Here is a 25,954-nt window from a genome sequence, read left to right as displayed (position 1 = left end):
CAGGCTCGCAATTAAAGAGATTGCACAGCGCTCACGCAAAAGCGCGTAATCAACGTGTCATGCCTAATTTGATACGCAAGGGAAATTGCATTTTGCATGGTGTTCCCTTGCACAAACCTGGTTTATATCGTTCATGTATCAATGCGGTCGCTACCAGGTTTGTCATCCGTTCATCCGGCGACTTCAACACACCAACGGCATTCGGCGTCCCGTCCGCATTGACTTCAACGAAGACCGACAAATCCCCTTGCAGATGAAGCACATCCTGCGCATTCGAAATTGCCCTGAGAATTTCTTTGGTGCCTTTTAAAGGATACGGTGGCTCATCCGCTTCATCCAAGTGTTCATACAATGAACGGACCCTGGCTTTTTGCTCGTCAGTCAATTCAGCATAAGGCTTATTGATCGGCACCCTGATACCAGTTACCGCATTTTGCCGGATACGCGAACCAGTTGATTCATCTTCGCGCTTCAGTGTGTATTCCGGCGCTGATGCACCTTCTTGCGCAAAAACTGACGTCACATTGAGCAGGCAAAAACTTAAAAACAGGCGCTGGAAATTGGACATAGGCATATAAGACTGACGTGGCTAAATATGAGTTAAATATGAATGCGGGCCTGCATGAGCAAGTATTATTTGCTAACTGTACATGCAACTGTTTCAACAATTCTGTGATGATGTCATTTACATCATATCCAAGTTTTGCCATACGCCGTACCAACATTCAAATTGTGTTACAAATCTTGTGGCCGCTTTCATGGTAAAGTACGGGCTTCGCTAGGGGTCCTGGAAGCAAATGTTTCCGGGTGAGAGAGTCCCTTCTACCTGATCTGGATAATGCCAGCGAAGGGAAGCGCAAAGTCCCGTTCGTCCGTTTCTTTGTTTGCTCCCGCGCTGTCATCCACAACGCATTAAAGCGCAAATAAAGAGCAAACCATGTCTGATACCCCATTTCGCCCTGCCCTGCTGGCATTTTCCATTGCCCAGGCATTTGTATTATTGCCCCATGCACAGGCTCAGACGACAGAAAAGTCCCTGCCTGAAGTCGTAGTCACGGGCAACAAGACTTCCGAAGGCAAAGCAGAACGCAGCAAGGCGTCCGGCTTTATCGAAACGGCCCTGGTCGATACCCCATTCTCGGTGAATGTGATGACCAGCAGCCAGATGCAGGATTTGCGCGTGCGCCAGACCACGGATGCAATGAAATTCGATGCCAGCGTGAATGATGCCTACAACGCCATCGGCTATGCCGAACAATTCTCGATACGCGGTTTTGCCCTGGATAATTCATCCAGCTATCGCAAGGACGGTTTTGCCATTCCAGGTGATGCCGCCATCCCGCTGGAAAACAAGGAACGCATAGAAATACTCAAGGGCATTGCCGGTTTCCAGGCGGGCTTTGCCACGCCGGGCGGCATCATCAACTATGTAACCAAACGCCCGACCAGTGCGCCATTGCGCTCGGTCAGCCTGGAAATCAGTGAGCGCGGCACGCTGTATGGCGCGGCAGATATCAGCGATAATTCCAGCGACCGCCAGTTTGGTTTCCGTATCAACGCGGCAGGCGAACGTTTGCGTTCGTATGTCAAAGGTGCAGATGGCGAACGCCAGTTTGTGTCTGCTGCGTTTGATTGGCATATCACATCACAGGCACTGTTGCAGATCGATGCAGACTATCAGCATAAATCGCAGTTGTCCGTTCCCGGATTTCAATTATTCAATGGCACGGATTTACCCCGTGGCGTACCGGCAGACCTGATGCTGAATGCACAGCCCTGGGCCAGGCCTGTAGATACCCGCAACAGCAATCTGGGCTTGCGTTTTGAATACCAGATCAACAAGGACTGGCAAGCCAGCCTGTCTGCCAACAAACATGAATTCAAACGGGATGATTACACAGCCTTCCCGTATGGTTGTGGCGCCGCAAATCTCTACCCCGGCTATTGCGCCAATGGTGACTATGATGTGTATGACTACCAGAGTGTGAATGAATCCAAATCACTGTGGGGTACGCGAGCACAATTGAATGGTAAATTCAGCCTTGCCGGCATGCAGCATGAGCTGGCTGTCGGCCTCAGCAATTCACAGCGTAAAGATTATTTTGGTGATTATGTGTATGACTATGCGGGCAGCAGCAATTTGTTCCGCCCTGTGGCCGTAGCGCCATCCACCAACAAAACCGGCCCGGCTTTACTGCGTCGTACTGACAAGGAATGGTCTGCCTTTGTACAGGACATCATCAGCCTGCAAGACAATCTGAAACTGCATCTGGGTCTGCGTCATCTGAATATTTCACGCACTCAGTTTGATAATCCTGGCTATGACCAGAACAAGTTTCTGTCGACGGCAGCGCTGGTATTCAAACCCGTGCAACAGGTTTCTGTCTACGGCAGTTTTGCTCAAGGGCTGGAACATGGCGGTATCGCCCCTTTCGGTACCAGCAATGAAAACAAAATGCTGAACCCGGGCAAATCCACACAAGTTGAATTTGGGGTGAAGGCAGATGTACAGCGTGATCTAAGCCTGTCTGCAGCCATCTTCCGCATCAAGAAGCCGCTGGAATATACCAATAGCAGCAATACCTATGTCAGCAATGGCGAAGCCCTGCATACAGGTCTGGAACTGTCTGCACAAGGCAAGCTGACGTCGCAACTGAATCTGGGAGCCAGTCTGACTGCGCTGGATGCAAAACAGCAAAACACCGGCATCAGCAGCCTGGACAACAAACGTGTCATGAATGTGCCGCGCTTCAAATCTACTGTTTATGCCGATTATGCCGTCACTGAAGTCAAGGGTTTAAATGTCAATGCAAGCTGGCAATATGCCAGCAGCAAGGCATTCAGCCCGGACAATAGTGTGACAGTACCTGGCTACCATGTCGTCAACCTGGGCGCACGCTATGCGACACAAATCGGTAATACGGCAACGACCCTGCGCTTTAATATCGACAATGCGCTGGACAAGTTTTACTGGCGCGATGTGACCCAATCACTGGGCGGTTATTTGTTCCCTGGTGCACCACGTACTTACAAAGTGTCAGCACAATTCGATTTCTGATACAGCTTGCCCCAAGCAAAAAGCGATGCCAGATTGATCTGGCATCGCTTTTTTATTGTCCTTGGGACTAGGGCGTACTGACCTGTCTTTTAGACAAAGCATTCCCCTCATAGCGCAGGCTGGCAAGGCGTGCGGCGCAGTCAGGGCTGGTGCCCCTGACAAGACGCAGAATCTTGCAACCCCTGCAGTCCAGCGTGCGCTATGAGGGGAACCCGGAGGGAATGGGTCTGAAACCTCGCCTGGCGTTGTTGTGTGTCGGTCACTTGTATCGCCAAGCAGCGCTCCGCACGCTTAGTCAGACAAGGTTTCAAACCCATTTGCTTGCCTAAAAGATAGGTCAGCACGTCCTAATATTCAATACTTTATAAACAGTACTTGGCCTCGCACACAGGCTATGTCATTCTCAACCTGGGCTTTCCAATGGAGCAGGCATGATGAATACGTTCAAGTATATTTTTGCTATCACAAGCGCCCTGCTGGTCAATCTTGCGAGTGCGGAAGAAGTTTTAAAATGCCACGCCACTTTTCCTGACTTTGGTGATGGCAAACATCGGTTTGAAATACAGATCGACAAATTGACCGATGGCGCACTGGCAGGAAAAATTGATGGCAAGGCAGGCAATCAAGACATCAGGATGAAAGTGTATGCAATATCCAGCGACCTTGACTTTGATACTGATCCGAATTCGGCAGCCCATGGCAAACTCAATGAGGCGGAAATCTCACTTATCCATATCTACAAACTGCAACACGACCCCTATGTGGGAAGCCGGACCATCATTTCATTCCCGCTAAAAGCAGTCAGCAAAATCCACTTTTATGACCTGGTGGGCGGAAAACCAAACAAGTTTGGTGGCACAGTATTATTTGAAGCCTATGATAAATCCGGCAAATTATTGGGACGCGTATTCAGGTCATTGATGGTGGCTGACTGCATTTGACAAGATTTGATGGCATGTAACAGAATTGCATCCTTGCCCGGAGAAAATCACAGGGCAAGGAATTACCAATATGGCTGACGAAAAAAATTACACATTCGCCCTGACCAGAAAATCTATTCCTATCTCACGCCAGGCTTCAATTTCCTTTTGCAACCAGTAAGCCACTGTTGGGTGGACACTGACCCAGTCGCGTTTCATTTCCAGTTCAACTCTGCCCTTCATTTTCAAACGCACATCTTCAAAATCGATTTCTGCACGTGAATGCATGAGCATGACCGACAAACGCAGCGCCAACACAGCCTTGGCAAAATCCACATCTGCAAGGCCATCACCGATCTTGCGCAGATTACCTTTCTGGCTCAGGATCAGTTTGCTCATCACCCTTTGTTCACGCGTGGTAAAACCTGCCATGTCGGCATTTTCTATCATGTAAGCGCCATGCTTGTGATAGCCGGTATGCGATATCACCATGCCGACTTCATGCAGCATCGCGCTCCATTGCAACAGTCGGGTATAGGTTTCCGAAGAAGGCTTCAATTGCTGGTAAAGCGACTTCGCCATATCCGCCACGCGGTCGGCACGTGACACATCACTGTGGAATAACTTGGCGATCGATTGCACTGACAGTTCACGACGGTCACGCTTGGTGGCACGCAGGTACAAATCCCACATCACGCCCATACGCAGACCAGCTTCTACCGGCAGCAAGACAGCAATATTAAATTCCGTCATCAAACCTATCAGTATCGCCAGGCCACCCACGACCATGGCAACCCGTTCAGGCTTAATGCCGCTTAACTCCAGCTTATCTATCTGCCCGGTCTGCACGCAATATTGCTTGAGCAGATTAAGGTTTTTCAGCGTCAGTGTGCCATCACCCAGGCCACCCTTGCTGATCGCATCTGAAATCGCCCGCATAGTGCCGGATGATCCATAGGCCTTGCGCCAGTGCTGTGGCTGATATGGTGGGGCAGCATCTTCAAACATGGAACGGGCAGACAGGATCGCCGCTTCAAAAGCTGCATCTGTCAGTCGTCCATCCGGGAAAAAACTTGAACTATGCCTGACCGTACCGATGCTGAAGGATTCCACTTTAATGATCTCATGGCCATGGCCCAGTATCACTTCGGTAGAGCCGCCACCAATATCCAGCACCAGCCTGCGCTCACCAGGAATCGCTACGGCATTCGACACACCCATATAAATCAGACGGCCTTCTTCCTCGCCCGATATCACTTCGATGGGGCAACCTATCGCTGCTTCTGCCAGCGGCATTAATTGAGCGGCATTTTTTGCAATGCGTATGGTATTGGTAGCAACCACGCGCAGGCCTTCGATTGGATAGGTATCCAGAATTTCACGAAAGCGTGCCAGGCAGGAAATGGCTTTTTGCATCGCCTCTGGCGTCAGATTGCCATTCTTATCCAGGCCCGCAGCAAGACGTATCGGGTCGCGTGCGCTTTTAACAACTTTAATGACATCACCCTCATGTCGGGCAATGTGCATGCGAAAACTGTTGGAACCCAAGTCAACGGCGGCCAGCATGTTTTCTATCCTTTACTGATGATAATGATGATTGAACTGAATTAAGCATAAATGATATTAATCATTTTTTATGACCTGACAGTGACCAGCTTGTAACATGCCACAATCAGAACTCATTTCATAAATAGGAATGAGCTCTAGCCACTAATGCACAAAGAAACGTCTTTCCATGGCTTCCAGGCCTGTGGTTTTCAGGACCTCAGCAAGGCGCTCTGCCGGCCGCCTTGCCGGCAGGTTTTTATATTCGGCCACGATCAGTTCGTTTTTCATGGAATGTTCCCATCCTACCAGTTCCGTGACCCTGACCTGATAACCGTGCGCTTCCAGTTGCAGGCAACGCAGCACGTTGGTGATCTGGCTGCCAAATTCACGCGTGTGAATAGGGTGACGCCACATTTCCGACAGCGGGTTGTTCCGCACGGCCTCGCCCTTGGCTTTACGCAACTCGGATGCCACTTCGGCCTGGCAGCAAGGCACCAGCACCATGAACTGTGCCTTCTTCTTCAGCGCAAACTGTATGGCATCATCAGTTGCCGTATCACAGGCATGTAATGCAGTAACGATATCAATTTTTTCAGGCAGGGCATCCGATGTAATCGAATCGGCAACCGACAGATTCAGGAAAGACATGCCAGGAAAATCCAGCCTTTGCGCCAGTTCGGTAGAACGCTGCACCAGTTCATCTCTGGTTTCTATGCCATAAATCCTGGCCTTGCTTTGCGCCTGTGCTGATTTAAAAAACAGGTCATACAAAATAAACCCCAGATAAGACTTGCCTGCACCATGGTCCACCAGGCTGATGTCTGCATGGTCTTGCTGCAGTTTCAGCAACAGCGGTTCAATAAACTGATACAGGTGATATACCTGCTTGAGCTTGCGGCGGCTATCCTGATTCATCTTGCCGTCACGCGTCAATATATGCAGCTCTTTCAGTAACTCCAGAGACTGACCAGGACGTATTTCATGCTTCTCTTGTTTATCTTGTACTTCTGCCACTTTACTACCGGTCTTTTTCATGATGATCTACTCGTAACTTATACTTCTTATACATCCAACATAGGGGGTACGATAATTTCGCGGCCTTCAAATAGGCTGGCCTAGTTTGCCGATGACGCGCATCAGGCATCTACTGCACTAGATAGCTGATTAATTCTTGCAGATCAGACTACCATAAAACAAAAAAAGCTCGGGTTTGACGTCATAGTCAGATAAATAATTGAAATTCAGGATTACTTAGCGTTGCTCTTTGCTGATCAAGCTGGCAATTAAATTTGCATTCGATTGCGTGGAGAAATAAGCAATCAGTAAACCGTAATCAATCGCAAAAACCCAGATTTTTGATATGGTTGGATTTTTCTACAAAGTGAACGCCGATATAGTCAGGGAAACAGAAAGACATCAATAAATTAAATTGACGATCTATATACCATTGGTTAGAGTATCTGTGCTTGGATTGTTCTTATTTTTTGATGAATATGGCTACAAACACACGCAAAAACATCTTCGCAGTAGAACAAGTCCGTTCTAGTCTAGAAACCCGCTCTAAATCGGGTCAAGTATCACGCGTTCACTCTGCGCTTGCAATGGCAGCGCTCGCATTGTCTATCAGTGGTGCGGCAGTAGCAGTGGATAAAGTAAATGCAACTCAATCCACTGCTGCAGTAATATCAACTCAAGAAATAATATTAAAGGATGGGCAAAAAACCACTTTTGTACTCATTGGAAAAATGCCTCAAGCAGAACAAGAAGCAACTCTAGCAAAGATGAAGCGGATTGACATATTACAATTCAGAGACTGGGAAATACAAAATGTAGAAAACCGGATAGTTGATATCGATCAGACAAATATCGCAAAAATGGAGAAGATACTCGCTCTTGGACAAAAACTCACTGCAGATAATAGAAAATATCTTGAAACTATTGTAGCAAGTAAGAAGCCTCCTGTTGATCTACTTGCAGCGAATATACTAAAGAACCCTAATAATTTCAAATAAGAAATCCAAGAGAAATGCAACCGCATATTTCTGCATAAAAATAGCATTGTGCTTTTTTGCCTGTCATCGCTACTGCTGAACCATAATTTATATTGGTGTAGGTTTGCTTGATGCACCTGTGCGTTTGCTAGCTGAATTGACCCTGTCAGTTTGATCCACCTTCCACTTCCTGGCGAAGGCGGCCACCCGGTCATACGACCCTTCAAATCCCAGTTCTTTTAGATCCAGATGAAGTTGTTTTAAGCTTTGTCGCTGCTTACGATTTTTGCCAGCTTCGGTTTTAAGCCAGCTTGACAGCTGTAATGCATATTTATCGATGGCGCTTGTTGTTTGTCGATCCGCATAGGCTGGCTCTGTGACTTCAGCCCGCAGATAACGCCGAACTGTGTTGCGAGAGATGCCCAGTCGTCTGGCGATCTCCCATAATGGGATCCTTCACGAATTTGCCAGCGTCGAATAATACCTAGTAATGCCACGTCAATCACTCCTGCTCCCTACTCATCAAGATAAGTAGGATTGTGTGCTGAACGTGAGTCAATTTTAGACGCAATTTATCCAGCAAAAAGAGAAACTGGATAATGAGCGCCAAGACAGTTTGGCCGACATTCGGACATACTCGTGTCGAAAAAAATACACGTATTCCGGACTGGTCGCCATGTTCGGGCGATATGTACGCAAGGAAGACTTGACCAATTTTGGCATGTACGATCTGAAGGGGAAGGGGGCGACCGATATGTATCGCTCTGGAACGCCGATTGAGCGCATCCAGCACCTGTTAGGCCACGAGAGCGTGACCACCACTGAGATCTACATCAAAGCTCGCCTGCCGGACGTGTCCATGCCAAACATGCGAGAGATGGCTGAAAAAAAGAGACGGCTCCATTGATTGCGGAGTCAGTACAACGGAAGTGATCCGCGCTCGAACGGCTCATGATTCTCGCGAGCTAAGTTTGGTGATGCCCACGCATGTGGTTTGGTGTAGCCTTGTCTCTTAGTCCATCTGAATATTGCTTTTTTGCATTTTACCGTCGCCATGACAAGGGGTACAATTACGCAAAGCAGGAGAAAAAATGAGACATATGCGCTTAGTAGTAGTATTTCTTTTGTTCATTAGTGATTTCGCTCAGGGAGCTTCCTCGCTGAGGGAGCGGGCGGATCAGTGCCTGATTCTGGCCTCTGACAATGGCGCTGCGGCTCAAGGCATCATTGCGAGTCTGAAAGCGGAGCGAGACTTGGCAGGGGACGTCGGGGCGAGCGCTATGGTACGTCTATGTGAAATGGGCTTTCATGATGATTCGGCGAGTTACGAGCTAATCGAAACGCAGTACACGTTATTTCTAGAGCAATCCTTGCAGCAAAATGATTTGAATTTGCAGGCTAGTGTGCTTTTTGTGCGCGGGAATCGGCGCACGTACTTCGGGTTATACCCAGATGCGCTAAATGACCTTAATACAGCTTTTTCCATTTTTGAAAAGACTGGAAACAAAGCTTACAACATTATGGTCATGAATAGTCTTGCATTGACCTATAGCGATAAACATGTCGGGGACTATGAAAATGCGCTGCTTATTCTGAATAAGCTACTTGCCATCGCACGTGACTCCAAGGACTTAGGGCGGGAGAGTACCACTGAGTTCAATATTGGCATACTCTACAATAATCAAAACAAGTCGGAATTGGCACTTCCTCATTTTCGCCGGGCACGCGAGATTGATGTGCAACGGAAAGCTCCGGCAGACGAGGTTTCTTTTGACGAGCGTTCGATTGGCATGGCCCTTTCGAAAATGGGCCGTCATGTGGAAGCATTGGCGCAACTTGACCATGCCATAAAACTGGAAGCGACAGCAACTGGTGAGGAGCGGGCGGCGTTGTTACTCCAAGCACGCGGTGCAGCATTAAGGCGGGCAGGTAAAAACTCCGAGGCACTTCACGATCTCGATCGTGCATTGGCCTATTTTCAGAAAACTGGGAATCTCCGCTTCCTTCTCACGATTCATGAAGACCGTGCGCTCGCATTTCTTGGGCAAAATCAAATTCAAGCTGCCTATGAGGAACGTGTCTCTCAGCTAGAGGCTAAGAATAAGCTCGATCAGCAGGCGTTGGATCAACAGACCGGCCTGCTCCGGGTTCGTTTTCAAACTGAGCAGCAGCAACAACAAAACCGCAAGTTAGCAAAGCAAAACGAGTCACAGCAGGCGGAGCTCAAAAACGCGCATGAGATTAAAAAATTACAGTTACTTGCATTGGGATTGAGTATGCTGGTCGTTTTTTCACTAATAATTATTGTAGTGGTGATGATGCGTTCTAGTCAGCGGCTTAGGATACTTGCATTTACAGATGCATTGACGGGGCTGAAAAATCGAAGACGTTTCATGTGGAAAGCGCGCGAGGCTCAAAAACGTAGTGTCAACGACGGACTGTATTTTTTGATGGTTGACATTGACGACTTTAAGAAAATAAACGACAGCAGGGGGCATGACGTTGGCGATGAAGTATTGAAAAGTACTGCGTCGATTATCGCAAGAGTTTCAGAGGGAAATCTTTGTGGACGGTTGGGGGGCGAGGAGTTTGGGATCGTCTTCCAAGGTGATAGGGATAAGTTACAGGAATTCGCAACTGAATTGGTGAATGGAGTGCGTAAAGCTTTCATGCCGCCGACAACAATCAGTGTTGGCGTCGCAAAATTTGAAAGCGATACGGACTTGTCGGATGTATTCAAACGTGCGGACTTGGCGCTTTATTTGGCGAAGTCTGGCGGCAAAGATCGTTATGTTATCGACAGCGATAGGGCGTACGAGGACTCTGCAAGCATCATGACCAATTTTTGAATTTGTTCGGTTGGTTAGAGACGGTGTCTTAGCCGGTCGGAAGGCAGCTGGCATGCGATGCAATAGACTGCGTGCGCGGTTGGTTATAGGGGAAATTCTGCACTGCAAATAAGCGCGTGCCGTTTGGTGGAATCTAAGCTTGAGACGTGCTGAATTCGCTACCAGGAAAGCAGTTGCCGTAAGGGTGGGAGCCGTGATGGGATGGCGTGGTTCAGGAATTGCTATTATATCTATAGCAAAGAAGAGAATATCTTCAGCCCGATGGCCACAGCATTGCCATTCGGATAGTGTGCCAGGACGCACGGAGCGAGGATGGGAGAAAATATAGGGGCGCAAAAAAAGACTACGTGCCGAAGCTGGTAGCCTTGTTCTGTACTACTAAATTCGTGGTAGGCCGTGCGGGATTCGAACCTGCGACCAACGGATTAAAAGTCCGCTGCTCTACCAGCTGAGCTAACGACCCAAAACTGCTAAAAAAGATAAAGACTTAGTGATGCGACCTAAGTCTTTGGTATTCGTGGTAGGCCGTGCGGGATTCGAACCTGCGACCAACGGATTAAAAGTCCGCTGCTCTACCAGCTGAGCTAACGACCCGAAGACAGAGATTATAGTATGTTCAGGCCACCCTGTCAACGCTGCTGGCAGATTATCGCCCTTGGGCCTGCCGTTGACACTATTTCATGGCTGACAAACGGTTCTTGGCAGCCTGTGCGGCTTCAGTCTCGGGATACTGAGCAATCAAGCTTTCCAGCACTTTCTTGGCGGCTGCCTTTTCTTTCAGTTCCATATGGCAGGAGGCGATATTGAGCATGGCTTCTGGTGCCTTGGGATGGTCAGGATAAGCCTTCACCAGTTGCTGCATGGCCGCGATGGTATTGCGGAAATCACGCTGGGTGTAGTACGAATTACCCAGCCAGTACTGGGCAGAACCAGCATAGGCCGATTGCGGATAGTTCACCAGGAAGCTGGAAAATGCGTTTGCTGCATTTTTATAATCTGCACCCTTGAACAGGGTCATGGCAGCATCAAAGGCGCGCTGCTCGTTAACATCAACCGTCGCTTCCTTGCCATCCACGGTCATGCGCTTGGGTTCAAGCTTGCGTACGCGATTGTCCAGGTCGACATAAAAATCCTGCTGGCGGCGCTGGGTATTGGCGAGGTCATTGCTGAGCACTTCAATTTGCCCACGCAGTTTGGCAATTTCTGCCCGCAGTTGTTCATTCTCATTGGCCAGTTCAAGCGCGGTGCTTTTATCTGCCTTGGTTTCCAGCTTGGCATCAAGCTTGTTGCTGACGGCATCGACCTTGTTGCGCAAATCCAGTATGGCCTTGCGTGCTTCATCATCATCAAAAATGCCGGCTGAGGCGACAGAAGGTGCCAGTGCAATGGCGATAGCCGCTGCAATGAAAGAAGTGCGTATGGAATTGAGTTTCATGGCGATCTGCAAAAAAATGGAAACACGCCGGAGCAGCTATGGCAGCTATCCGGCGTTGAACGCAAATGAAGACCAGACATTGCCAGGTCTTCAGACACGAAGATTACTTGTAGATGATGTCTGAACGACGGTTTTCAGCCCAGGAAGCTTCGTCGCTGCCAGTTGCTTTTGGCTTTTCTTTGCCCAAAGAAACAGCTTCGATTTGTGCTTCTGACACACCCAGCAGGCTCAGGGCTTTACGTACTGCTTCAGCACGTTTTTGGCCGAGTGCCAGATTGTATTCGCGGCCGCCGCGTTCATCAGTGTTACCTTGAATCAGGATGCCACGGTTTTTATTGGCAACCAGATACTTGGCATGCGCCTCGATAACAGGCTTGAATTCATCTTTGACGGTGTAACTGTCATAGTCAAAATACACGCTGCGTTTTGCCAGTGCACCTTGTGTCAACGGATCAACTGTTGTTGTCACTGTTTTGACGGAGTTAGGATCAGCCTGGGTAGTCTGGACAACAACCGGTGCTTTTTCTTCCACTTTTGCTTTATCTTCCAGAGGGACTTTGGAAGCGCAGGCACTCATCAGAACGACGCTGGAAATCAGCATGGCCAGAGTCTTGGATTGGGATGTGAAACGCATTTTCTCTCCTGATTAAATAAATGAATACCGAAATAAATACTGCTTACTTCATGAAAGGACCCCAGGTGGGCTCCCGAATATCTCCGGCCTGAACCGTCAATTTCTGCTTCACCTTGCCATCTACCGACACCACAGCGAGCGAGCCGCGACGGCCTGATTCTGTGGCGTACATGATGTAACGGCCATTGGGTGAAAAACTCGGTGACTCGTCTTTGGTGGTGTCGGACAATCGCTGCTCCTGACCACTGGCCAAATCCATGACGTAGAGCTGGAATTTTCCATCACGACGTGAAATATAAGCCAAAGTCTTGCCATCCGGGGATATTCTTGGTGTGATATTGTAAGTGCCGCTAAAGGTTACCCTTTTTGCTTCGCCACCTGCAGTACTGATGCGGTAAATCTGCGGACCGCCACTGCGGTCACTCAGGAAGTAAATCGATTGTCCGTCAGCAGAAAATTGCGGCTCAGTATCAATGCCGGAACTGCTGGTCAGCTTTTGCAGGTTACTGCCATTCGCACTGACGGTAAAAATCTGGGTCTGACCATCGCGCGAGAGCGCCACCGCCAGCTTGCTGCCATCAGCCGACCACGAAGGTGCAGAGTTGCTGCCCTTGAAGTTGGCAATGATGGTACGTTCGCCGGTAATCAGGTTTTGTACCCATATGACAGGCTTGCGTGATTCAAAAGATACATAGGCCACCTTGGTGCCGTCTGGCGACCATGAAGGTGAAATGATGGGTTCAGCAGAACGCAGGGCGATCTTGGTGCCTTCGCCATCGGCATCGGCGATTTCCAGGCGGTATTCAGAGCCAGCCTTGGTGACATAAGCAATGCGGGTAGAAAATACACCTCGCACACCGGTCAACTTTTCATAAATATCATCGGCAATACGATGGGCTGTCAGGCGGATATTGCCAGGTGGTGCGGATACTGAAAAGCCAGCCAGCGCAGCCGATTTCAGGGTATCAAACAATTTATAGCGCACATCGAAACGGCCATCGCTCAGGCTTTGTACGCTGCCAACGACCAGAGCGTCGGCCCCTTTGGATTTCCAGTCACCAAAATTGATGGCGGCGTTTTCATTCAGCACGACATTGGTATCAATCAGCCTGAAATAACCGCTGCGGTTCAGGTCATCCTTGATGATACTGGTCACTTGCTGGGGCGTCAGCGCTTCATCGGTAAAACCGGCAATGGCAATCGGAATCTGGTTGGAACCAACACCAGACACTTCAACCCGTATTTGTGCATGCACGGGTGCCAGAACGCTCAAACTGCTTACTGCGGCCAGCACGGCGGACACTGCAATTTTTTTCAACATGGACATCATTGGTATTTATTCTTCCTTCATACGATAAACCAGCTCAAGGCTGGGAGGCACTTCGCCCGACTTGTCACGAGGAAAAGGAGCAGACTTTTCTATGCCTTTTGCCACTGCTTCGTCAAAGCTGGGGATACCCGATGATTTAAGTTTGCGTATTGCACCACGGAGTGAACCATCTGGCAATAGGTCTATGTGATATTCGACTGTAGGATTACCGGCCGTGCTGTCAATTGCACTGAAATTGGTGTTGGAACGAACCTTGGCGGCAATTTTTGCAATATAACTGGGGTCGCCGCGATTATTTCCTGTCGATTTGGCAACAACACCTGAGCCACCGCTACCCGTATTGGCCGCCTGACTGGTCATGCGCTGCATTTGTTCTTTGAACAATTTATCGCTGGCAAGCTTATCCTTGGCCAGTTGTTTCTTTTTGTCGGCATCTTCCAGCGCCAGTTTCTCTGCCTTGCGCTTTTGCTCGGCCAGTTTTTCCTGTTGCTCTTCCTTGCGTTTTTTCTCAGCCAGTTCGCGTTGCAGTTCTTCTTCTTTTTTCTTTTCCAGCAACTTGCGCTTTTTTTCCTGGGCGATCGCGATTTCCGGGTCTTCCTGCCTGACTTCTTCTTTCACAGGGACCGGTTCTTTGGGTTTTTCTTCAACAACCGGCGGGGGATCCGGCAGGATAACAGGTTTGGGAGCCGCTTCACGGGTAGTCAGATCCCACACTTCGGCCTCAACCGCTGTGCTTTCCTTGTTTTGCCAGCGTATGCCTACCCACAGAAAGCCGATCAAAAGAATATGCACGAGTGCAGCCAATACGATGGACCGCAACTGACCTGACTGATGCCGGTGATAACCTGGATACGCTTGCTTGGAAACCTGATTCATAGTCGATGAGACTTCATTTGCCTGACTTGGTTCCGGGAATTGTTCGCCATATCAGTAACAAAGTGCCAATCAAATTGTTGTAACAGCTGAAATTATAAACTGCAAAGTGCATTTTCCCTCAAGACTTGACGAGTTCACTCATAACAAAAAGCCAATCCGTGTAAAATTTGATCGCCGCTTGCCCCATTTTGTGGTAACTCGCCCCATGCAGACACCTCATTTTAAATACATCATGTCCAGCTTACCCATACCCGGCGCAGTCATTTACGCAAAGAACCTGAGCAAACTCAGTCATTTTTATGAGCAAATCATGCAGTGTGGCATAAGCCATGCCGATGACACGTATTCTATCCTTGCATTGCCTCACTTCCAGCTGGTGATACACGCCATACCAGCGCATATTGCCGATACTTTTGACATCAAAAGCCCGCCTGAGCGCAGAGAAGATACTGCCATCAAACTGGTCTTGCCCGTCAACGATATCGGCCTTGCACGGGAGACAGCAGCCCGTCTGGGCGGACAACTTGATGCGCCTGAACATGAATGGGAATTTCAGCAGTGCCGCATCTGCGACGGTTACGACCCAGAAGGCAATGTATTCCAGATCAGGGCATTTTTACCCCGGCACGGGAAATAAACAATGCAGCCGCCCACCAAGCTAGCGGATAAATCACAGCAAACGCATTACCTGAGCCTGATTTGACATGGAATTCAAAAACGTAGCGGTAACAGAAGTCGATACCTTGCTGGATATGCTCATTGATTTGGGCCATAGCGACGGCGTGAGAGAAATACGCACCGACCGGGATGCATTGCTGGACGCACTGTTTGGCCCTGAACCGGCAGCCATAGCAAAGTTTGTTCTGCTACAGCAGAATATCGTCGGCTTTGTCATTTATTCGTGGAAATGGGGTACTTTCACTGGTGTCCGTGACATGTATATGCAAGCCATCTACATACATCCAGATTACCGACGCCAGGGGCTTGCGCTGGGCATAATGCAACATCTGGCCGGGATTGCCCAGGCATATGCTTGCAGCAGGATAGAATGGCTCACTGTCAAAGACAAAGCCATGAGCAGGCAATTTTACGATTCCATCGGCGCCACAGAGGCAAGCCATATGGTAGTGCGCCGTTTGCAGGGTGAGGCGCTGAACAGACTGGCAAGCAGCCCTGCGGGTTCTGCACTATCCACGCAATCCACGCCATAAAACGCCCCTGAAAATCAATGAACGCCCTGCTCTTGCTGGCACCAAAACATGCAGGCAAGAGCAGGATTGGCGGCATCGCTTCAGGTCAGCCGCTTCAGGCGTCGCAGGTACTGACCTGGCGTGCCTACATTCAGGTAATCATGGCCGTCGAACAGGAAAGTGCGCTTTTGCACGGTCGCTGTGTAGGCCCGCATGACATCAGAAAATACATTCATGACTATCGTGCCGCCAAGATGCGGATGATTGGTATCCATCTCCACGGTATAGGTCCCAAAGTAGGCATAGGGGCTGGCTGTGGCAAAGCTGTCTATCAGCAATGAATGCGGAACATCCCAGGGCTTGGCCGGCGTCAGCCATGACGACTGCGGTGCGCCGCTGAAGGGATCTGCCGGAATCGGCAGTGGCGGATTTTGCGAAATCATCAGGCTGAAATGTCCGCTTTTGTCATACACCCAGTAACCAGCGGATGGATTACCCCAGGGGTAGGTTTTCTTGGTCGGGTCATTCGGGTCATCGCCTATATCCCAGGCTTCTACCATTTCCCAGGTGCCGATAATGGAATGCGCATTCAGACTCATGTTGTCTCTCTTTCTTCCCGTATTGGAAATAAACTATTTAGGAAAACCCTGATTGATCCATGCCTGAAACATGGCAACCTGTGCCGTGGTCAGAGGGGGATATGGCGGTGGTGGCATGCCACCTTGAATCTGCGTCAGCACCATGTCGGCATTGGCTTTGACCTGTTCATAATCTGTCAGGTCCAGCCGCCACATCATGGACGCGCGAAATTGATTGAACAGCGGGGCAATATCTTTTCCAAAAGAAACCATGCTCATGATCTCAGCTCCATAAAATCAACAGGTATTTTCCAGACGCCACCGCTACCGGCGCGCGCCACAATGTCTTTTTTTGCGGTAAATTCAAAGTCACCAAAGTCCACCACATAGACAAAGGCAGCGTCAGCAGAAAACGCTACATCGATGGGGCGATACCATGGCAGTTGCGGTAAAGGATGCAGGCTCCAGTCACGGGTATTCACCCGTACCAGATTACGTCCGACACGCGGGCCGGGTGGCCCGGTCATGGGGCGTTCATCACCAAACTGCGCCACCAGTAAATCTCCGGCATGGGACAGTCTGTCTGGTATCAGTGCCATCTTGACGGCGCAGGCATTCACATCAAATGCCAGCAGCGGCGATTCTGGCGGCGGCAGTTGTGCATGGTTGGTCAACACAAATTCCTGCGCCACACCATCCGGGCTGCGATAAACGGGTGAGCTGACAGGTTTTCCGCCCAAATAGTCTGGCCATCCATACCATGCCCCCTGCTTGATCTCGAACAGGAAATCAGGGCAGTTCCAGACCGGGCGCACACCACGCACATCGGTCCCCTGTTCGGTCGCGATCAAACGGCCATCCGGCAAGAACAGCAAGCCATAGGCATTGCGTATGCCCCATGCTACCAGTTCCAGCTCACTGCCATCCAGATTGCAACGCATGACACTGGCCGTGCAGGGCAATTGTGCCGCCATGCGGGTATCCGCGGCATGCACCTGGCCATAGCGGGCAAAGGCGCTGGTGGACACCAGTCGCCCTTCCGGATCGGTAATGGTCGCCACCTGCCCACTCAGGCTGATGTCATAGCCGGGAATATCAGCCGCATGTTTGATTTCACGCAGCCATGCAAGATCATTCGAATCGGTACCTATGATGCCGCTATTGGTCATGGCTCCCTGGCCGAAATAGATTTTATGATCCGGCCCGATCGCCACCATATTGGTATGGTAGTTGCCAAAACCGGGCAAATCATCCAGCAAGGTATGGTGCTGACCAGTTGCCAGGTCCAAGCGGCTGATACGCCCCGGAAAACCGCCTTCAGAAATGATGAGGCTATTGTCATGCCAGACCAGGCCATTCACCGGTTGCCGCAAATCCTTGAGCAACTCGGCAACGCTGCCATCTTCATTGACACGTAATACGCGCCCGCCTTTGGGGGCATGGTCAAACGGCAAACCCGACTCTGCCACATAGACCTGGCCATCCGGTGCCAGCGCCAGGCTGGTGGGAAAATTAAGCTCGGTAACAAATGCGCGCATGGTCATCAGTCAGTCTGCGATCATCATGCGCACGGCCAGAAAGCACAGGTAAGCACCAGAGAGCATTTCTATGCGCCGTGGCATAAACCGGCGCAACCAGTTGGCCAGGTACAATCCTGAACAAGCCATGGCAGCACTGATCACCCCCACCACAATGGCAGAAGTGAGTACCGGTGCACTGGAAAAACTGATGCCGGCACCGGCAATCACGTTGTCAAGGCTCAGTGACAAGGGCAGCAGAAACAGCACGGCTTTGTGATTCACAAAATCCGGCAAGGCCTTTGCCTCATTGCGAAAAGCCAGCCACAAGATCACCACCCCGCAGGCCAGCATCACCAACGATGCCAGGCCATTGGCCAAGGGACCGATCTGCGCAAGAAAAGCCCGCCCCAGTAGCAGGCCGAGTATGGCACCACCCAGTTCGCAGATACAAAACCCCAGTGCCAGCAGATGCAGGCGCCGGCGCTGCATGGGCATCAGGCCGATGGAAGAACCTACCTGCAAATTGTCCAGGCCAGCGGCAACACCAAATAAAATAACTTCAAGCATCATAGCCTCACTTGTCTTTCAAACCGTAGATACGCAGCACGCCGCCCTGTTTGCCAAATACCAGTGCACCAGCCACCATGTAGTTACCGGCCACCGCAGGCCCCAGGCAATAGCCATAACCGCCATTCATGCCGCCGGTCTGGTCGCCCAGTTGATCTTGCCACAGCATTTTTCCGGTATAGGCATCAAAGGCATACACCGCCACTTTGGAGGTGGAAAAGAACACCAGGTCATTCACCACCACCGGTGAACTGAGGCCAGATTCGCCGGGTGTCCGGTACATGGGTGGCTGTGCTTCGATATACAAGCGCGGATCGCTGTCATCCATGGCCCAGGCATCTTCCAGGGTTTCCCAGTCCAGCGCCCGCAGGAAGGGTGTGGTGCGGTAATCAATACCGGCTTCGACATTATGATAATTATTGCCACCGACACCCATGAACAGACGCCCCAGTTTGGTATGCACGGCTGCCGTGCTATAGGTGCCGGAATAATTTTCCTGATCTTCTTCATCCGATGCCTGATTCGGCACATAAGGATCAAGACGCTGGTCATTCGGTGATACGTGTGGATCAACAGTAGGGATCTGGCTGCCGTCATTGTAGTAAGGCAGTAACTGGCGCCAGTTCAACAATTTCAATGTAGCTGCATCAAGCCTGAAGAAGCCGCCATTCTTGCAACCGGCAGTCACCACGCGCTGGCCATTGATGGTCATCAGGGTGGGCGATCCGCCAAAGTCAACATCAACGTCAGAGGAACGATAACTGCTTTCTGGTGGTGGCTGGAAAAAACCACGGAACGTGCCCGTCGCGGCATCCAGCGACAGGATGCCGTTGGAAAACCCTTTGCTGGGCAAGGCACTGTCCGGCACCGGATTGCCGGTGGCGCAGTACAGGCGATCCAGTCGTTCATCATAGGCAATGGATGACCACACAGAGGCCCCGCGTATGGCCGGATTGTTCGGCCCCATTGAATACATGGCAGGCAAGCTGCCAGACACCGATTCGGGCGGTAATACATTCGGCAAATTGGGTACGCCTTCTTCATACTGGCAGGTGCAGTATATCCATTGCACCTGCCCGCTCAGCGCATCCAGCGCATACACAAAGCCAAAGCAGCCAGGGTTTTCACCCTCGCCCATGCCAACAAACACCAGCCCGTTAGTGCCATCCTGCGAAGCAACCACAGGGGACGACCAGCCCGCAGCAGGGACCCCAGCACTGACATCACCGAGGTTGGAGGTGGGCTGATTATGATCGGGGTCAGCATGGCGCAGGTCAACCACCCAGTTGAGACTGAGATCAGTCGCATTCAGGCAATAAAACTTGCCGTTGAAAGCACTGAAATACACATTATTATTCCATATCGCCGGGGTACAGCCCATGCCCATGAAGCCGTGGGTGTCGCCCTCTTTTGGATCTATCGGCCATTCATAATGGGCCACCGTCTTGCCGCTGGCCAGTTCAATTTTCATGAACTTGCCACCGTTTGCACCAGGTAATTCATGGTTGTTAGCCAGACCGACATACAGATAGTCATCCACGATGGCCGGCACTGACAATACCGGGCCAGGAATCGGTACATCATGCAGCAGCGCAAAGCGCTCCAGACTGTCACGATTGATGTCGCTGCCCTGTACCTCGCCGGTATGGGCAGTGTCACCATGAAACATCCACCAGTTAGTTTGCGTCATCGATGTTCTCCAAAAAAATCAGGCGGGAATATAGTCAAAGGTCGGACCGGCAGTCTGGCCGGGTACCACTTCCTGGGTCATCAGCAGTTGCGCCTGCTCACGCAGTGCCTGCATAGACAGCAGGGCCAGCGCCAGCCGGTCTGGCTGACCATTGAATACGGCATGCAGCTTGCGCAGCATGTCTGAATAGGTGGCATTGAAAGTCAGGTTCAGGTCTGCAATGCGCGGCTGGTATGCATAGTTCAGTCTTTGCGGATTGCTGATAACGGGGTAGATACCACCGGCATCAAATTCTATGCGGTGGCCTTCGAATACCCATGCCGGTTTGCCGGGCTGTGGATCAGGGTTGGCAACGAGTTTCCTGCCATAATAAATTTCGGCATATTTGTAATAGTGGGCCAATTGATGTTCCGGATCGATAGGACTGACATCGCTGCCCTCGCCCTGCTCGACGATCATATCAATGGCTGCCAGCGCACTGGCTTCATCCGTGACACCCTTGTACTGCAATTCGGGAAAACCCGTGACCAGTTGTTTTTCCGGCTTGCCGGTAAAAATATTGCCAAGCTTGCCGAGTGCCGTGATTTCTTTCTGTATATGCTGATAGAACTGCCCTATCGTCATGCCATCAGGTGGCGGATCGACCCCATCTACCGTCTTTGCCGGCTCTTCTATCACCATAAACACATCATGTACTAATTGTTTCGACATGGCTGCCAGCGGCACGATCAGGCTGTCTTCCACAGCACCAGGCAAATGACCAGGGTAATGGGGAATAAAACGCGGATGGTCGATTTTCGGGTGGCCACCTATCGCATTGAGGACATTACAGTCCAGCGCCATATGCAGCATTTCCTGCTTCACGATGGACTTGATGAGATAGGCAATTTCCAGGTTCTGATCAGTCTTGATCGAATACAGGGCATACAGATACGGCGGTATGGTCGAATGCTCTAACTCTATGGCTGTTTGCAATGAATGTTTGAGCGCTTTCAGGCGACCTTCAAAGCTATTGTCATGACATTCAATCAGTGCATGTTTGAGGCGAATCATGAATTCTCCTTGCTGGGATCAGTGCTGACGGTTATTTCATTTACGTTATTTCATTTGCTGGGCATGCATCATAAGCCTGGTGCGCGCTTGCAATGCCTTGTAGTGACTTGTCATGGCGTGACTATCTGTGACTGACAGCAGCCACTGGATCTGCTGAAGCTGCTGTCTGGTATGCAGGTGATACATCGTCATCTCCCTATTGGTACTAATTGGTGCTATTGGTACTAAGATGATGTGGCAACGGTGATTAAAATACGGCTTGCATTTTATGGTCTTATTATCATCTCTTAAGATTGCAATATATGCAAGGCATTAACATATAAATAAGAGAAAAAATTAACATTTATGTGCCATTTATGTAATTGCATATTTGAAATACCGTGCGCTACCAGACAATCGTCTTCCTGGCAATAAACATGTGCACTACATAAACAGTGCACTAAAAAGTTCATCATCCAGTCACAGATCATTGAAATTTCGGCATGAAGTACCGAATTTCAGTACTTCATGTGCAGCAAGACTAAGCCTGTGATTTTCAAATGGCGCTGGCATTCATTCTTTGCGAGACTTCGCTTCGAACTCTCCGCCGGAGAGCTTTAGGCGGCAAACAGGCCGCTATGAATATAAGCACTTTGCGTATCTCGATTAAAGGAACACCATGAACACCATTTTCAAACTCAGTGCCATTGCTCTTTCCAGTTTTATGGCCATGTCATTTTCTGCCCATGCAGAAGACAAGACTGCACCTGAAGCAGAATCTCAGGCAGTCGTTGGTGCTGGCGTATTTTACGGACCTGAATATGTAGGCGCGAAGAAGAACCGCTTCGGCCCTGCACTTTTTGGCGAATACAAAAACAAGAATGGCTTTTTTGCGAGCACCACACGGGGCGTCGGTTTTGCCACGAAGGTCGATGACTTCAATTTAAGTGCCGCAGTCGGTTACCGTGCAGGCCGTGAAGATTCACGCAATTCAAATTCTCTGTTCAGTTCTGATGATCTGAAAGGCATGGGCGACATCAAGGGTTCTGCCACTGCCAACCTGCACGCAGGTACCAATATCGCTGGCCTGATCAATGCCACCTTCGACGCCAACCTGGCCTTGTCACATCGCGAAAACGGTAATATGTATCGCTTTGGATTGTCCGCACCGCTGATGCAAACCAATACCGACAAAGTGGAAATTGGCGCATCGCTTAATTATGGCGACGCCAAATACAACCAGACTTACTTTGGCGTGACACCTACGCAAAGTGCCAATTCCGGCTACAAGGCCTTTACCGCCAAAGCCGGCTTCTCACAAGCCACCAGCAGTGTCGCATGGACACATGTGATTGACAAAAACTGGTCAGTACGCACGGCCGCTGGTGTATCACAGGTATTGGGCGACGCAGGCGACAGCCCGCTGACCAAAAAGAAAACCAATCCACTCGTCATCACCACGGTGAATTACGCGTTCTGATTTTCCCTCAGTGTTTTACTTGTAAGTGTGTTTGACAGCGGAACTGTGTCCTCCCTCGCAGTTTCGCTTTTTTTTGGTGATTTCTGCGCCTTATTCCGGCTTGTTACGCAAGGCCGTCATGACGCCGGCAATTAACAGAGTGATGCCCAGCAAGGTCACAGGTTCAGGAAATTGTCGCTTCAGGATAAACGCATACGTCAGGGCTGCCAGGGTTTCAAAGACGATCAATTGTCCGGCCAGATTGGTGGGCAATAACTGGCTGGCCTTGTTCCAGCACAGGGTACCTATCCAGGATGCAAACAAGCCTATGATCAGCATCAGGCCTATGAAGTACTGCGGGCGCGGGCCAAACGGCATGGCAAAATCCACCTGCGTTGTATTCATTCCGCCCCACAATAGCAAATAACCCAGCACAGCCAGTGGCAAGGTTGCCACTCCCTGCGCGCTGGCCCATATACGTGGATGACGGTCTGGATGATGACGCAGCCAGTCTGCATTGCGCAAGGGATACCAGGTCCAGCAAGCCACGGCAATGATGGCCAGACCGGCACCGCTCAGATAGGTCAGCAAATCGGCACGATTGGCCGTTTTCAAGGCAGCGACTTCTGCCTGATTGACGCAGGCAACGCCTATTGCGATCATTAGCAAAGACGGCAACATGCGGCGCCATGCAATGCGGCCATCACGTTCAGCGTTACGGTAATTGGCGGTGATGGCGATCACTACCGGCAAGGTACCTATCAGCATGGTAGGCAAAGGTGCACCGGCACGCTGTATGGCGCTGGCCAGGCACAGGTAATACAAGAGATTGCCGATAGCTGCCAGCTTCAGTGCTTCCAGCCAGTCTGCCCTGGTCAGCAGGCGCAATTGCCGGCGGTCCAGCCAGGCCAAAGGCAGGGTGATCAGGCCAAAAGCCAGATACCGTCCCACCGATTGCAAGGCCGCCGGATATTCAGGCAATAACAGAGGCCCGATAAATACCAACCCCCACATCAAACCCGCTGCCAACGCATAAAAAATACCTGCCCACATTTCTGGCCTTTCTTAAATAAAGCCAGCTTATAAGCCTGCCCGCATTCTGTCTTGTACCAGATTGCGATTAAAAAGCAGTTTGAAGGATCAGGCAGCAGGTATCAACTAACTACGCACCTGCTGCTGATAACGTGCCGGCGTGACACCATAGCGACGCACAAATGCCTTGTTCAGGTGGGATTGGTCGCTTAAACCGGTCGCTGCTGCTACCTGAGCTGGTGGCAAGCCTTTGCCGAGCAGGCATTTGGCTTCGAACAGGCGCAAGGCCATCAGCATTTGCTGGGGCGTTGCATGATATTGCGTTTTGAAACTGCGCAAAAAATGGAAAGGACTCAAGCCCGCCACCAGGGCCAGCTTGTCCAGGCTAAGGGTTTCCGCCAGGTTGGCACGCATATACTCCAGCACGTCGGCAAAGCGCTGTCTGCCCTCCTCTACCTGGGGCTTGTCGACACAGGCATGCTGACGAAACCCGTTCAATAATTCAAACATCAGGCTGTCAAAACCCAGTTCATCTTCTGTCTGCCATAACTGCTCCAGCAGATAGCTGAGCTTACGCGCACTCAGCGCATCATGGGCCACGGCATCGCGAAACCACCAGCCTTGTTCACCACTTATTTCTTCGAGCGCTTGCGGGTCTATATACAACATGCGATAGCGCCAGCCTGTTGCCGTCTCTGCCCTGCCGGTATGCAGTTCATCCGGGTTCATCATCACCACGGTGTCCTTGGGAGCCAGGTGATCACTGCCAGCGTACCGGAATCTTTCCACACCAGATTCTATCGCCCCCAGGCCAAAGGCTTCATGCGTATGCGGTTCAAATGCATGGGCAACGATATGAGCCCGGTATAGCTCTACGCCTGGCCGGTGGGCGACACGCTTGAATTCGGCCCGGTCAGATACATGTTCAAACACTTGCGGCACACCAGGAAACACCAGGCCTGCATGGGCGACCTGGCGATCAGGTCGTTCCAACTGGGTATCGGTGTTGATTACTGGTGGCGGCATGATGGCTACGACTACAAGACGGTTTCAACGCCACGATTGGCAAGCTGGTCAGCGCGCTCATTGCCGGGGTGACCAGTATGGCCGCGCACCCAGCGCCAGTCTATTTCGTGGATGTTGCGCGCTTCATCCAGTTGCTGCCACAGGTCAACATTCTTGACCGGGGCCTTGGAAGCCGTTTTCCAGCCCTTGGCTTTCCAGCCAGTAATCCATTCGGTAATGCCTCTCAGGACATACTGGCTGTCGGTATGCAGAGTGATCTGGCAAGGGCGTTTTAAGGCGCCCAGGGCTTGTATCACAGCCATCAATTCCATACGGTTATTCGTGGTGTCTTTCTCGCCACCGAATAATTCTTTTTTCTTGTCGCCAGCCACCAGCAAGGCACCCCAGCCACCAATGCCCGGGTTTCCCTTGCAGGCACCATCTGTATAAATATCTATTTTATCCATGTTTATTTTTTGATTTGTTGGCGACCGGCAGTGCGTGCCCGGCAGCTATGCGTTTCTGTTTCCAGGCGGGGCCGATCAGGTGCATGCCCTTGACGCGCTTTACCGCCTGCAACATGTACACGGCCCCCAGATAAGGCCACCAGCGCTGACCTGCCTTTTCCATAAAGCGGCAGCGCTGCAACCATTTTTCCGATTTGAAGGGGGGCGCATAACAACCAAAGTCGCTGCTACCAATTTCCATATCCAATAATTTCAACCAGTCCTTAAGCCGTGGATGGCTGATGAATTCACCTTCCGTGGGCAAGAAATAATTCTTGCTCAAACGCCCGCTGGCCTGTCTTGCGCCCCACAGACTGTTGCGATTGAAGCCGCTGATGATGACCCGGCCTTCGGGTATCAATACCCTTTCCACTTCACGCAATATCTGATGTGGTTCAGCAGCAAATTCCAGCACATGCGGCAACACCACCAGATCAATGCTTTGCGATTCAAAAGGCAATTCGGCAAAATCATGCACCACGACCGTAGGCCGGTTTTGTTTGGGCGCAGCCGGGTCGGGCAAGCGCGAATCGGTCAGCCAGCGGTGCGGCATGCGGCTGGCTGCCAGCGCATCGATTTGCGGCAAACCGATTTGCAGCGCATTATAGCCAAAGATATCCACCGTCAGGGTATCGAGCAAATTTTGCTCCCACTCACGGATATACAGGCCGGCAGGCAACTCTAACCAGGCACCCAGGTCTATAATGTTTTTTTCCAAAGCTTCCATGCGCGTT

The 25,954-nt window shown here is 50.6% G+C and carries 25 protein-coding genes, 2 tRNA genes, 1 pseudogene and 1 riboswitch; of the genes and pseudogenes, 8 read left to right on the top strand and 20 right to left on the bottom strand.

Features of this window, described 5'->3' with window-relative positions; all coding sequences use genetic code 11:
• Positions 1 to 49 precede the first annotated feature (49 nt).
• The gene (locus H8L32_RS19990) at positions 50 to 574 is read right to left on the bottom strand and encodes a hypothetical protein (RefSeq protein WP_186949024.1); all 525 of its coding nucleotides are present in this window, start codon (positions 572 to 574) and stop codon (positions 50 to 52) included.
• Between the two features lie 196 nt (positions 575 to 770).
• Positions 771 to 870, top strand: a riboswitch (TPP riboswitch).
• 67 nt (positions 871 to 937) lie between these two features.
• On the opposite strand from H8L32_RS19990, the gene H8L32_RS19985 reads away from it, so the two are divergent.
• The gene (locus tag H8L32_RS19985; RefSeq protein ID WP_186949023.1) at positions 938 to 3,058 is read left to right on the top strand and encodes a TonB-dependent siderophore receptor; all 2,121 of its coding nucleotides are present in this window, start codon (positions 938 to 940) and stop codon (positions 3,056 to 3,058) included.
• A gap of 434 nt (positions 3,059 to 3,492) precedes the next feature.
• Positions 3,493 to 3,999 (top strand): hypothetical protein, encoded by a 507-nt coding sequence (locus tag H8L32_RS19980; protein WP_186949022.1) that lies wholly within the window; start codon positions 3,493 to 3,495, stop codon positions 3,997 to 3,999.
• A gap of 87 nt (positions 4,000 to 4,086) precedes the next feature.
• Here the strand turns inward: H8L32_RS19980 and H8L32_RS19975 are convergent, their stop codons facing one another.
• Positions 4,087 to 5,544, bottom strand: coding sequence for a Ppx/GppA phosphatase family protein (locus H8L32_RS19975; protein WP_186949021.1), 1,458 nt, complete (start codon positions 5,542 to 5,544; stop codon positions 4,087 to 4,089).
• A 144-nt stretch (positions 5,545 to 5,688) separates the two neighbouring features.
• A complete protein-coding gene (locus H8L32_RS19970; RefSeq protein ID WP_186949020.1) occupies positions 5,689 to 6,561 on the bottom strand; it encodes a class I SAM-dependent methyltransferase in 873 nt (290 codons plus the stop codon).
• A gap of 458 nt (positions 6,562 to 7,019) precedes the next feature.
• On the opposite strand from H8L32_RS19970, the gene H8L32_RS19965 reads away from it, so the two are divergent.
• Positions 7,020 to 7,538 (top strand): hypothetical protein, encoded by a 519-nt coding sequence (locus tag H8L32_RS19965; protein WP_186949019.1) that lies wholly within the window; start codon positions 7,020 to 7,022, stop codon positions 7,536 to 7,538.
• A gap of 159 nt (positions 7,539 to 7,697) precedes the next feature.
• On the opposite strand, the pseudogene H8L32_RS27830 reads toward H8L32_RS19965, so the two are convergent.
• Positions 7,698 to 8,023, bottom strand: a pseudogene (locus H8L32_RS27830) (IS21 family transposase); the annotation flags it as partial.
• 110 nt (positions 8,024 to 8,133) lie between these two features.
• Here H8L32_RS27830 and H8L32_RS19960 point away from each other — a divergent pair.
• Together H8L32_RS19960 and H8L32_RS19955 are read left to right on the top strand one after the other, a co-directional pair.
• Positions 8,134 to 8,424: a tyrosine-type recombinase/integrase gene (locus tag H8L32_RS19960; protein ID WP_268977644.1), complete on the top strand. Its 291-nt coding sequence runs from the start codon at positions 8,134 to 8,136 to the stop codon at positions 8,422 to 8,424.
• A gap of 184 nt (positions 8,425 to 8,608) precedes the next feature.
• Positions 8,609 to 10,366, top strand: a complete 1,758-nt coding sequence (locus tag H8L32_RS19955) for a GGDEF domain-containing protein (RefSeq protein WP_186949017.1) — start codon at positions 8,609 to 8,611, stop codon at positions 10,364 to 10,366.
• 387 nt (positions 10,367 to 10,753) lie between these two features.
• Here H8L32_RS19955 and H8L32_RS19950 read toward each other — a convergent pair.
• The 6 genes from H8L32_RS19950 to H8L32_RS19925 all read right to left on the bottom strand — a co-directional run bounded on the left by H8L32_RS19950 (position 10,754) and on the right by H8L32_RS19925 (position 14,641).
• Positions 10,754 to 10,829 (bottom strand) — tRNA-Lys (locus H8L32_RS19950).
• 55 nt (positions 10,830 to 10,884) lie between these two features.
• Positions 10,885 to 10,960: transfer RNA gene (locus H8L32_RS19945), tRNA-Lys, on the bottom strand.
• 79 nt (positions 10,961 to 11,039) lie between these two features.
• Entirely contained in the window at positions 11,040 to 11,801 is a 762-nt protein-coding gene (ybgF, locus tag H8L32_RS19940) for a tol-pal system protein YbgF (RefSeq protein WP_186949016.1), read from the bottom strand.
• A 103-nt stretch (positions 11,802 to 11,904) separates the two neighbouring features.
• On the bottom strand, positions 11,905 to 12,435 hold the full coding sequence (gene pal / locus H8L32_RS19935) for a peptidoglycan-associated lipoprotein Pal (RefSeq protein WP_186949015.1): 531 nt from the start codon (positions 12,433 to 12,435) through the stop codon (positions 11,905 to 11,907).
• 43 nt (positions 12,436 to 12,478) lie between these two features.
• Complete coding sequence (tolB, locus tag H8L32_RS19930; protein ID WP_186949014.1) at positions 12,479 to 13,765, bottom strand: Tol-Pal system beta propeller repeat protein TolB; 1,287 nt, start codon at positions 13,763 to 13,765, stop codon at positions 12,479 to 12,481.
• Positions 13,766 to 13,771: 6 nt separating this feature from the next.
• Positions 13,772 to 14,641: a cell envelope integrity protein TolA gene (locus H8L32_RS19925; RefSeq protein WP_186949013.1), complete on the bottom strand. Its 870-nt coding sequence runs from the start codon at positions 14,639 to 14,641 to the stop codon at positions 13,772 to 13,774.
• Between the two features lie 232 nt (positions 14,642 to 14,873).
• Here H8L32_RS19925 and H8L32_RS19920 point away from each other — a divergent pair, with 232 nt between their 5' ends.
• Both H8L32_RS19920 and H8L32_RS19915 read left to right on the top strand, forming a co-directional pair.
• Positions 14,874 to 15,278 carry a VOC family protein gene (locus H8L32_RS19920; RefSeq protein WP_186949012.1) on the top strand — a complete coding sequence of 135 codons (405 nt, stop codon included), beginning with the start codon at positions 14,874 to 14,876 and terminating at the stop codon, positions 15,276 to 15,278.
• Positions 15,279 to 15,345: 67 nt separating this feature from the next.
• Positions 15,346 to 15,852, top strand: coding sequence for a GNAT family N-acetyltransferase (locus H8L32_RS19915; protein ID WP_186949011.1), 507 nt, complete (start codon positions 15,346 to 15,348; stop codon positions 15,850 to 15,852).
• Positions 15,853 to 15,932: 80 nt separating this feature from the next.
• Here H8L32_RS19915 and H8L32_RS19910 read toward each other — a convergent pair whose 3' ends face one another.
• The 6 genes from H8L32_RS19910 to H8L32_RS19885 are packed head-to-tail and all read right to left on the bottom strand — an operon-like array spanning position 15,933 to position 21,239.
• A complete protein-coding gene (locus H8L32_RS19910; RefSeq protein ID WP_186949010.1) occupies positions 15,933 to 16,430 on the bottom strand; it encodes a lipocalin-like domain-containing protein in 498 nt (165 codons plus the stop codon).
• A 33-nt stretch (positions 16,431 to 16,463) separates the two neighbouring features.
• The gene (locus tag H8L32_RS19905) at positions 16,464 to 16,688 is read right to left on the bottom strand and encodes a hypothetical protein (RefSeq protein ID WP_186949009.1); all 225 of its coding nucleotides are present in this window, start codon (positions 16,686 to 16,688) and stop codon (positions 16,464 to 16,466) included.
• Positions 16,685 to 17,947: a PQQ-dependent sugar dehydrogenase gene (locus H8L32_RS19900; protein ID WP_186949008.1), complete on the bottom strand. Its 1,263-nt coding sequence runs from the start codon at positions 17,945 to 17,947 to the stop codon at positions 16,685 to 16,687. The genes H8L32_RS19905 and H8L32_RS19900 overlap by 4 nt, the downstream gene beginning before the upstream one ends.
• A gap of 9 nt (positions 17,948 to 17,956) precedes the next feature.
• The gene (locus tag H8L32_RS19895; RefSeq protein WP_186949007.1) at positions 17,957 to 18,496 is read right to left on the bottom strand and encodes a manganese efflux pump MntP; all 540 of its coding nucleotides are present in this window, start codon (positions 18,494 to 18,496) and stop codon (positions 17,957 to 17,959) included.
• 7 nt (positions 18,497 to 18,503) lie between these two features.
• Positions 18,504 to 20,186, bottom strand: coding sequence for an outer membrane protein assembly factor BamB family protein (locus H8L32_RS19890; protein WP_186949006.1), 1,683 nt, complete (start codon positions 20,184 to 20,186; stop codon positions 18,504 to 18,506).
• A gap of 18 nt (positions 20,187 to 20,204) precedes the next feature.
• Positions 20,205 to 21,239 (bottom strand): ferritin-like domain-containing protein, encoded by a 1,035-nt coding sequence (locus H8L32_RS19885; protein WP_186949005.1) that lies wholly within the window; start codon positions 21,237 to 21,239, stop codon positions 20,205 to 20,207.
• 658 nt (positions 21,240 to 21,897) lie between these two features.
• On the opposite strand from H8L32_RS19885, the gene H8L32_RS19880 reads away from it, so the two are divergent.
• Positions 21,898 to 22,698, top strand: coding sequence for a MipA/OmpV family protein (locus tag H8L32_RS19880; RefSeq protein ID WP_186949004.1), 801 nt, complete (start codon positions 21,898 to 21,900; stop codon positions 22,696 to 22,698).
• Positions 22,699 to 22,788: 90 nt separating this feature from the next.
• Here H8L32_RS19880 and H8L32_RS19875 read toward each other — a convergent pair whose 3' ends face one another.
• The 4 genes from H8L32_RS19875 to H8L32_RS19860 all read right to left on the bottom strand — a co-directional run bounded on the left by H8L32_RS19875 (position 22,789) and on the right by H8L32_RS19860 (position 25,947).
• Positions 22,789 to 23,730 (bottom strand): DMT family transporter, encoded by a 942-nt coding sequence (locus H8L32_RS19875; protein ID WP_186949003.1) that lies wholly within the window; start codon positions 23,728 to 23,730, stop codon positions 22,789 to 22,791.
• Positions 23,731 to 23,835: 105 nt separating this feature from the next.
• Entirely contained in the window at positions 23,836 to 24,735 is a 900-nt protein-coding gene (locus H8L32_RS19870; protein WP_186949002.1) for an AraC family transcriptional regulator, read from the bottom strand.
• Positions 24,736 to 24,746: 11 nt separating this feature from the next.
• Positions 24,747 to 25,181 (bottom strand): ribonuclease HI, encoded by a 435-nt coding sequence (rnhA, locus tag H8L32_RS19865; RefSeq protein ID WP_186949001.1) that lies wholly within the window; start codon positions 25,179 to 25,181, stop codon positions 24,747 to 24,749.
• Positions 25,174 to 25,947, bottom strand: coding sequence for a class I SAM-dependent methyltransferase (locus H8L32_RS19860; RefSeq protein WP_186949000.1), 774 nt, complete (start codon positions 25,945 to 25,947; stop codon positions 25,174 to 25,176). The genes rnhA and H8L32_RS19860 overlap by 8 nt, the downstream gene beginning before the upstream one ends.
• Positions 25,948 to 25,954: the final 7 nt, after the last annotated feature.

The sequence above is a fragment of the Undibacterium hunanense genome (assembly GCF_014284335.1).
Taxonomy (GTDB): domain Bacteria; phylum Pseudomonadota; class Gammaproteobacteria; order Burkholderiales; family Burkholderiaceae_D; genus Undibacterium; species Undibacterium hunanense.
The sequence above is the reverse complement of the archived record's forward strand: the minus strand, read 5'-3'. Positions and strand labels throughout refer to the sequence as shown.

What these genes read in the sequence shown, in the direction of transcription:
- H8L32_RS19905 (WP_186949009.1), bottom strand. Translation starts at nt 16,688, where the DNA reads ATGAGCATGGTTTCTTTTGGAAAAGATATTGCCCCGCTGTTCAATCAA.
- H8L32_RS19955 (WP_186949017.1), top strand. Translation starts at nt 8,609, where the DNA reads ATGAGACATATGCGCTTAGTAGTAGTATTTCTTTTGTTCATTAGTGAT.
- H8L32_RS19900 (WP_186949008.1), bottom strand. Translation starts at nt 17,947, where the DNA reads ATGCGCGCATTTGTTACCGAGCTTAATTTTCCCACCAGCCTGGCGCTG.
- H8L32_RS19990 (WP_186949024.1), bottom strand. Translation starts at nt 574, where the DNA reads ATGCCTATGTCCAATTTCCAGCGCCTGTTTTTAAGTTTTTGCCTGCTC.
- H8L32_RS19860 (WP_186949000.1), bottom strand. Translation starts at nt 25,947, where the DNA reads ATGGAAGCTTTGGAAAAAAACATTATAGACCTGGGTGCCTGGTTAGAG.
- rnhA (WP_186949001.1), bottom strand. Translation starts at nt 25,181, where the DNA reads ATGGATAAAATAGATATTTATACAGATGGTGCCTGCAAGGGAAACCCG.
- H8L32_RS19880 (WP_186949004.1), top strand. Translation starts at nt 21,898, where the DNA reads ATGAACACCATTTTCAAACTCAGTGCCATTGCTCTTTCCAGTTTTATG.
- H8L32_RS19975 (WP_186949021.1), bottom strand. Translation starts at nt 5,544, where the DNA reads ATGCTGGCCGCCGTTGACTTGGGTTCCAACAGTTTTCGCATGCACATT.
- tolB (WP_186949014.1), bottom strand. Translation starts at nt 13,765, where the DNA reads ATGATGTCCATGTTGAAAAAAATTGCAGTGTCCGCCGTGCTGGCCGCA.
- H8L32_RS19985 (WP_186949023.1), top strand. Translation starts at nt 938, where the DNA reads ATGTCTGATACCCCATTTCGCCCTGCCCTGCTGGCATTTTCCATTGCC.
- H8L32_RS19910 (WP_186949010.1), bottom strand. Translation starts at nt 16,430, where the DNA reads ATGAGTCTGAATGCGCATTCCATTATCGGCACCTGGGAAATGGTAGAA.
- H8L32_RS19915 (WP_186949011.1), top strand. Translation starts at nt 15,346, where the DNA reads ATGGAATTCAAAAACGTAGCGGTAACAGAAGTCGATACCTTGCTGGAT.
- H8L32_RS19970 (WP_186949020.1), bottom strand. Translation starts at nt 6,561, where the DNA reads ATGAAAAAGACCGGTAGTAAAGTGGCAGAAGTACAAGATAAACAAGAG.
- ybgF (WP_186949016.1), bottom strand. Translation starts at nt 11,801, where the DNA reads ATGAAACTCAATTCCATACGCACTTCTTTCATTGCAGCGGCTATCGCC.
- H8L32_RS19895 (WP_186949007.1), bottom strand. Translation starts at nt 18,496, where the DNA reads ATGCTTGAAGTTATTTTATTTGGTGTTGCCGCTGGCCTGGACAATTTG.
- H8L32_RS19965 (WP_186949019.1), top strand. Translation starts at nt 7,020, where the DNA reads ATGGCTACAAACACACGCAAAAACATCTTCGCAGTAGAACAAGTCCGT.
- pal (WP_186949015.1), bottom strand. Translation starts at nt 12,435, where the DNA reads ATGCGTTTCACATCCCAATCCAAGACTCTGGCCATGCTGATTTCCAGC.
- H8L32_RS19870 (WP_186949002.1), bottom strand. Translation starts at nt 24,735, where the DNA reads ATGCCGCCACCAGTAATCAACACCGATACCCAGTTGGAACGACCTGAT.
- H8L32_RS19875 (WP_186949003.1), bottom strand. Translation starts at nt 23,730, where the DNA reads ATGTGGGCAGGTATTTTTTATGCGTTGGCAGCGGGTTTGATGTGGGGG.
- H8L32_RS19980 (WP_186949022.1), top strand. Translation starts at nt 3,493, where the DNA reads ATGAATACGTTCAAGTATATTTTTGCTATCACAAGCGCCCTGCTGGTC.
- H8L32_RS19925 (WP_186949013.1), bottom strand. Translation starts at nt 14,641, where the DNA reads ATGAATCAGGTTTCCAAGCAAGCGTATCCAGGTTATCACCGGCATCAG.
- H8L32_RS19885 (WP_186949005.1), bottom strand. Translation starts at nt 21,239, where the DNA reads ATGATTCGCCTCAAACATGCACTGATTGAATGTCATGACAATAGCTTT.
- H8L32_RS19920 (WP_186949012.1), top strand. Translation starts at nt 14,874, where the DNA reads ATGTCCAGCTTACCCATACCCGGCGCAGTCATTTACGCAAAGAACCTG.
- H8L32_RS19890 (WP_186949006.1), bottom strand. Translation starts at nt 20,186, where the DNA reads ATGACGCAAACTAACTGGTGGATGTTTCATGGTGACACTGCCCATACC.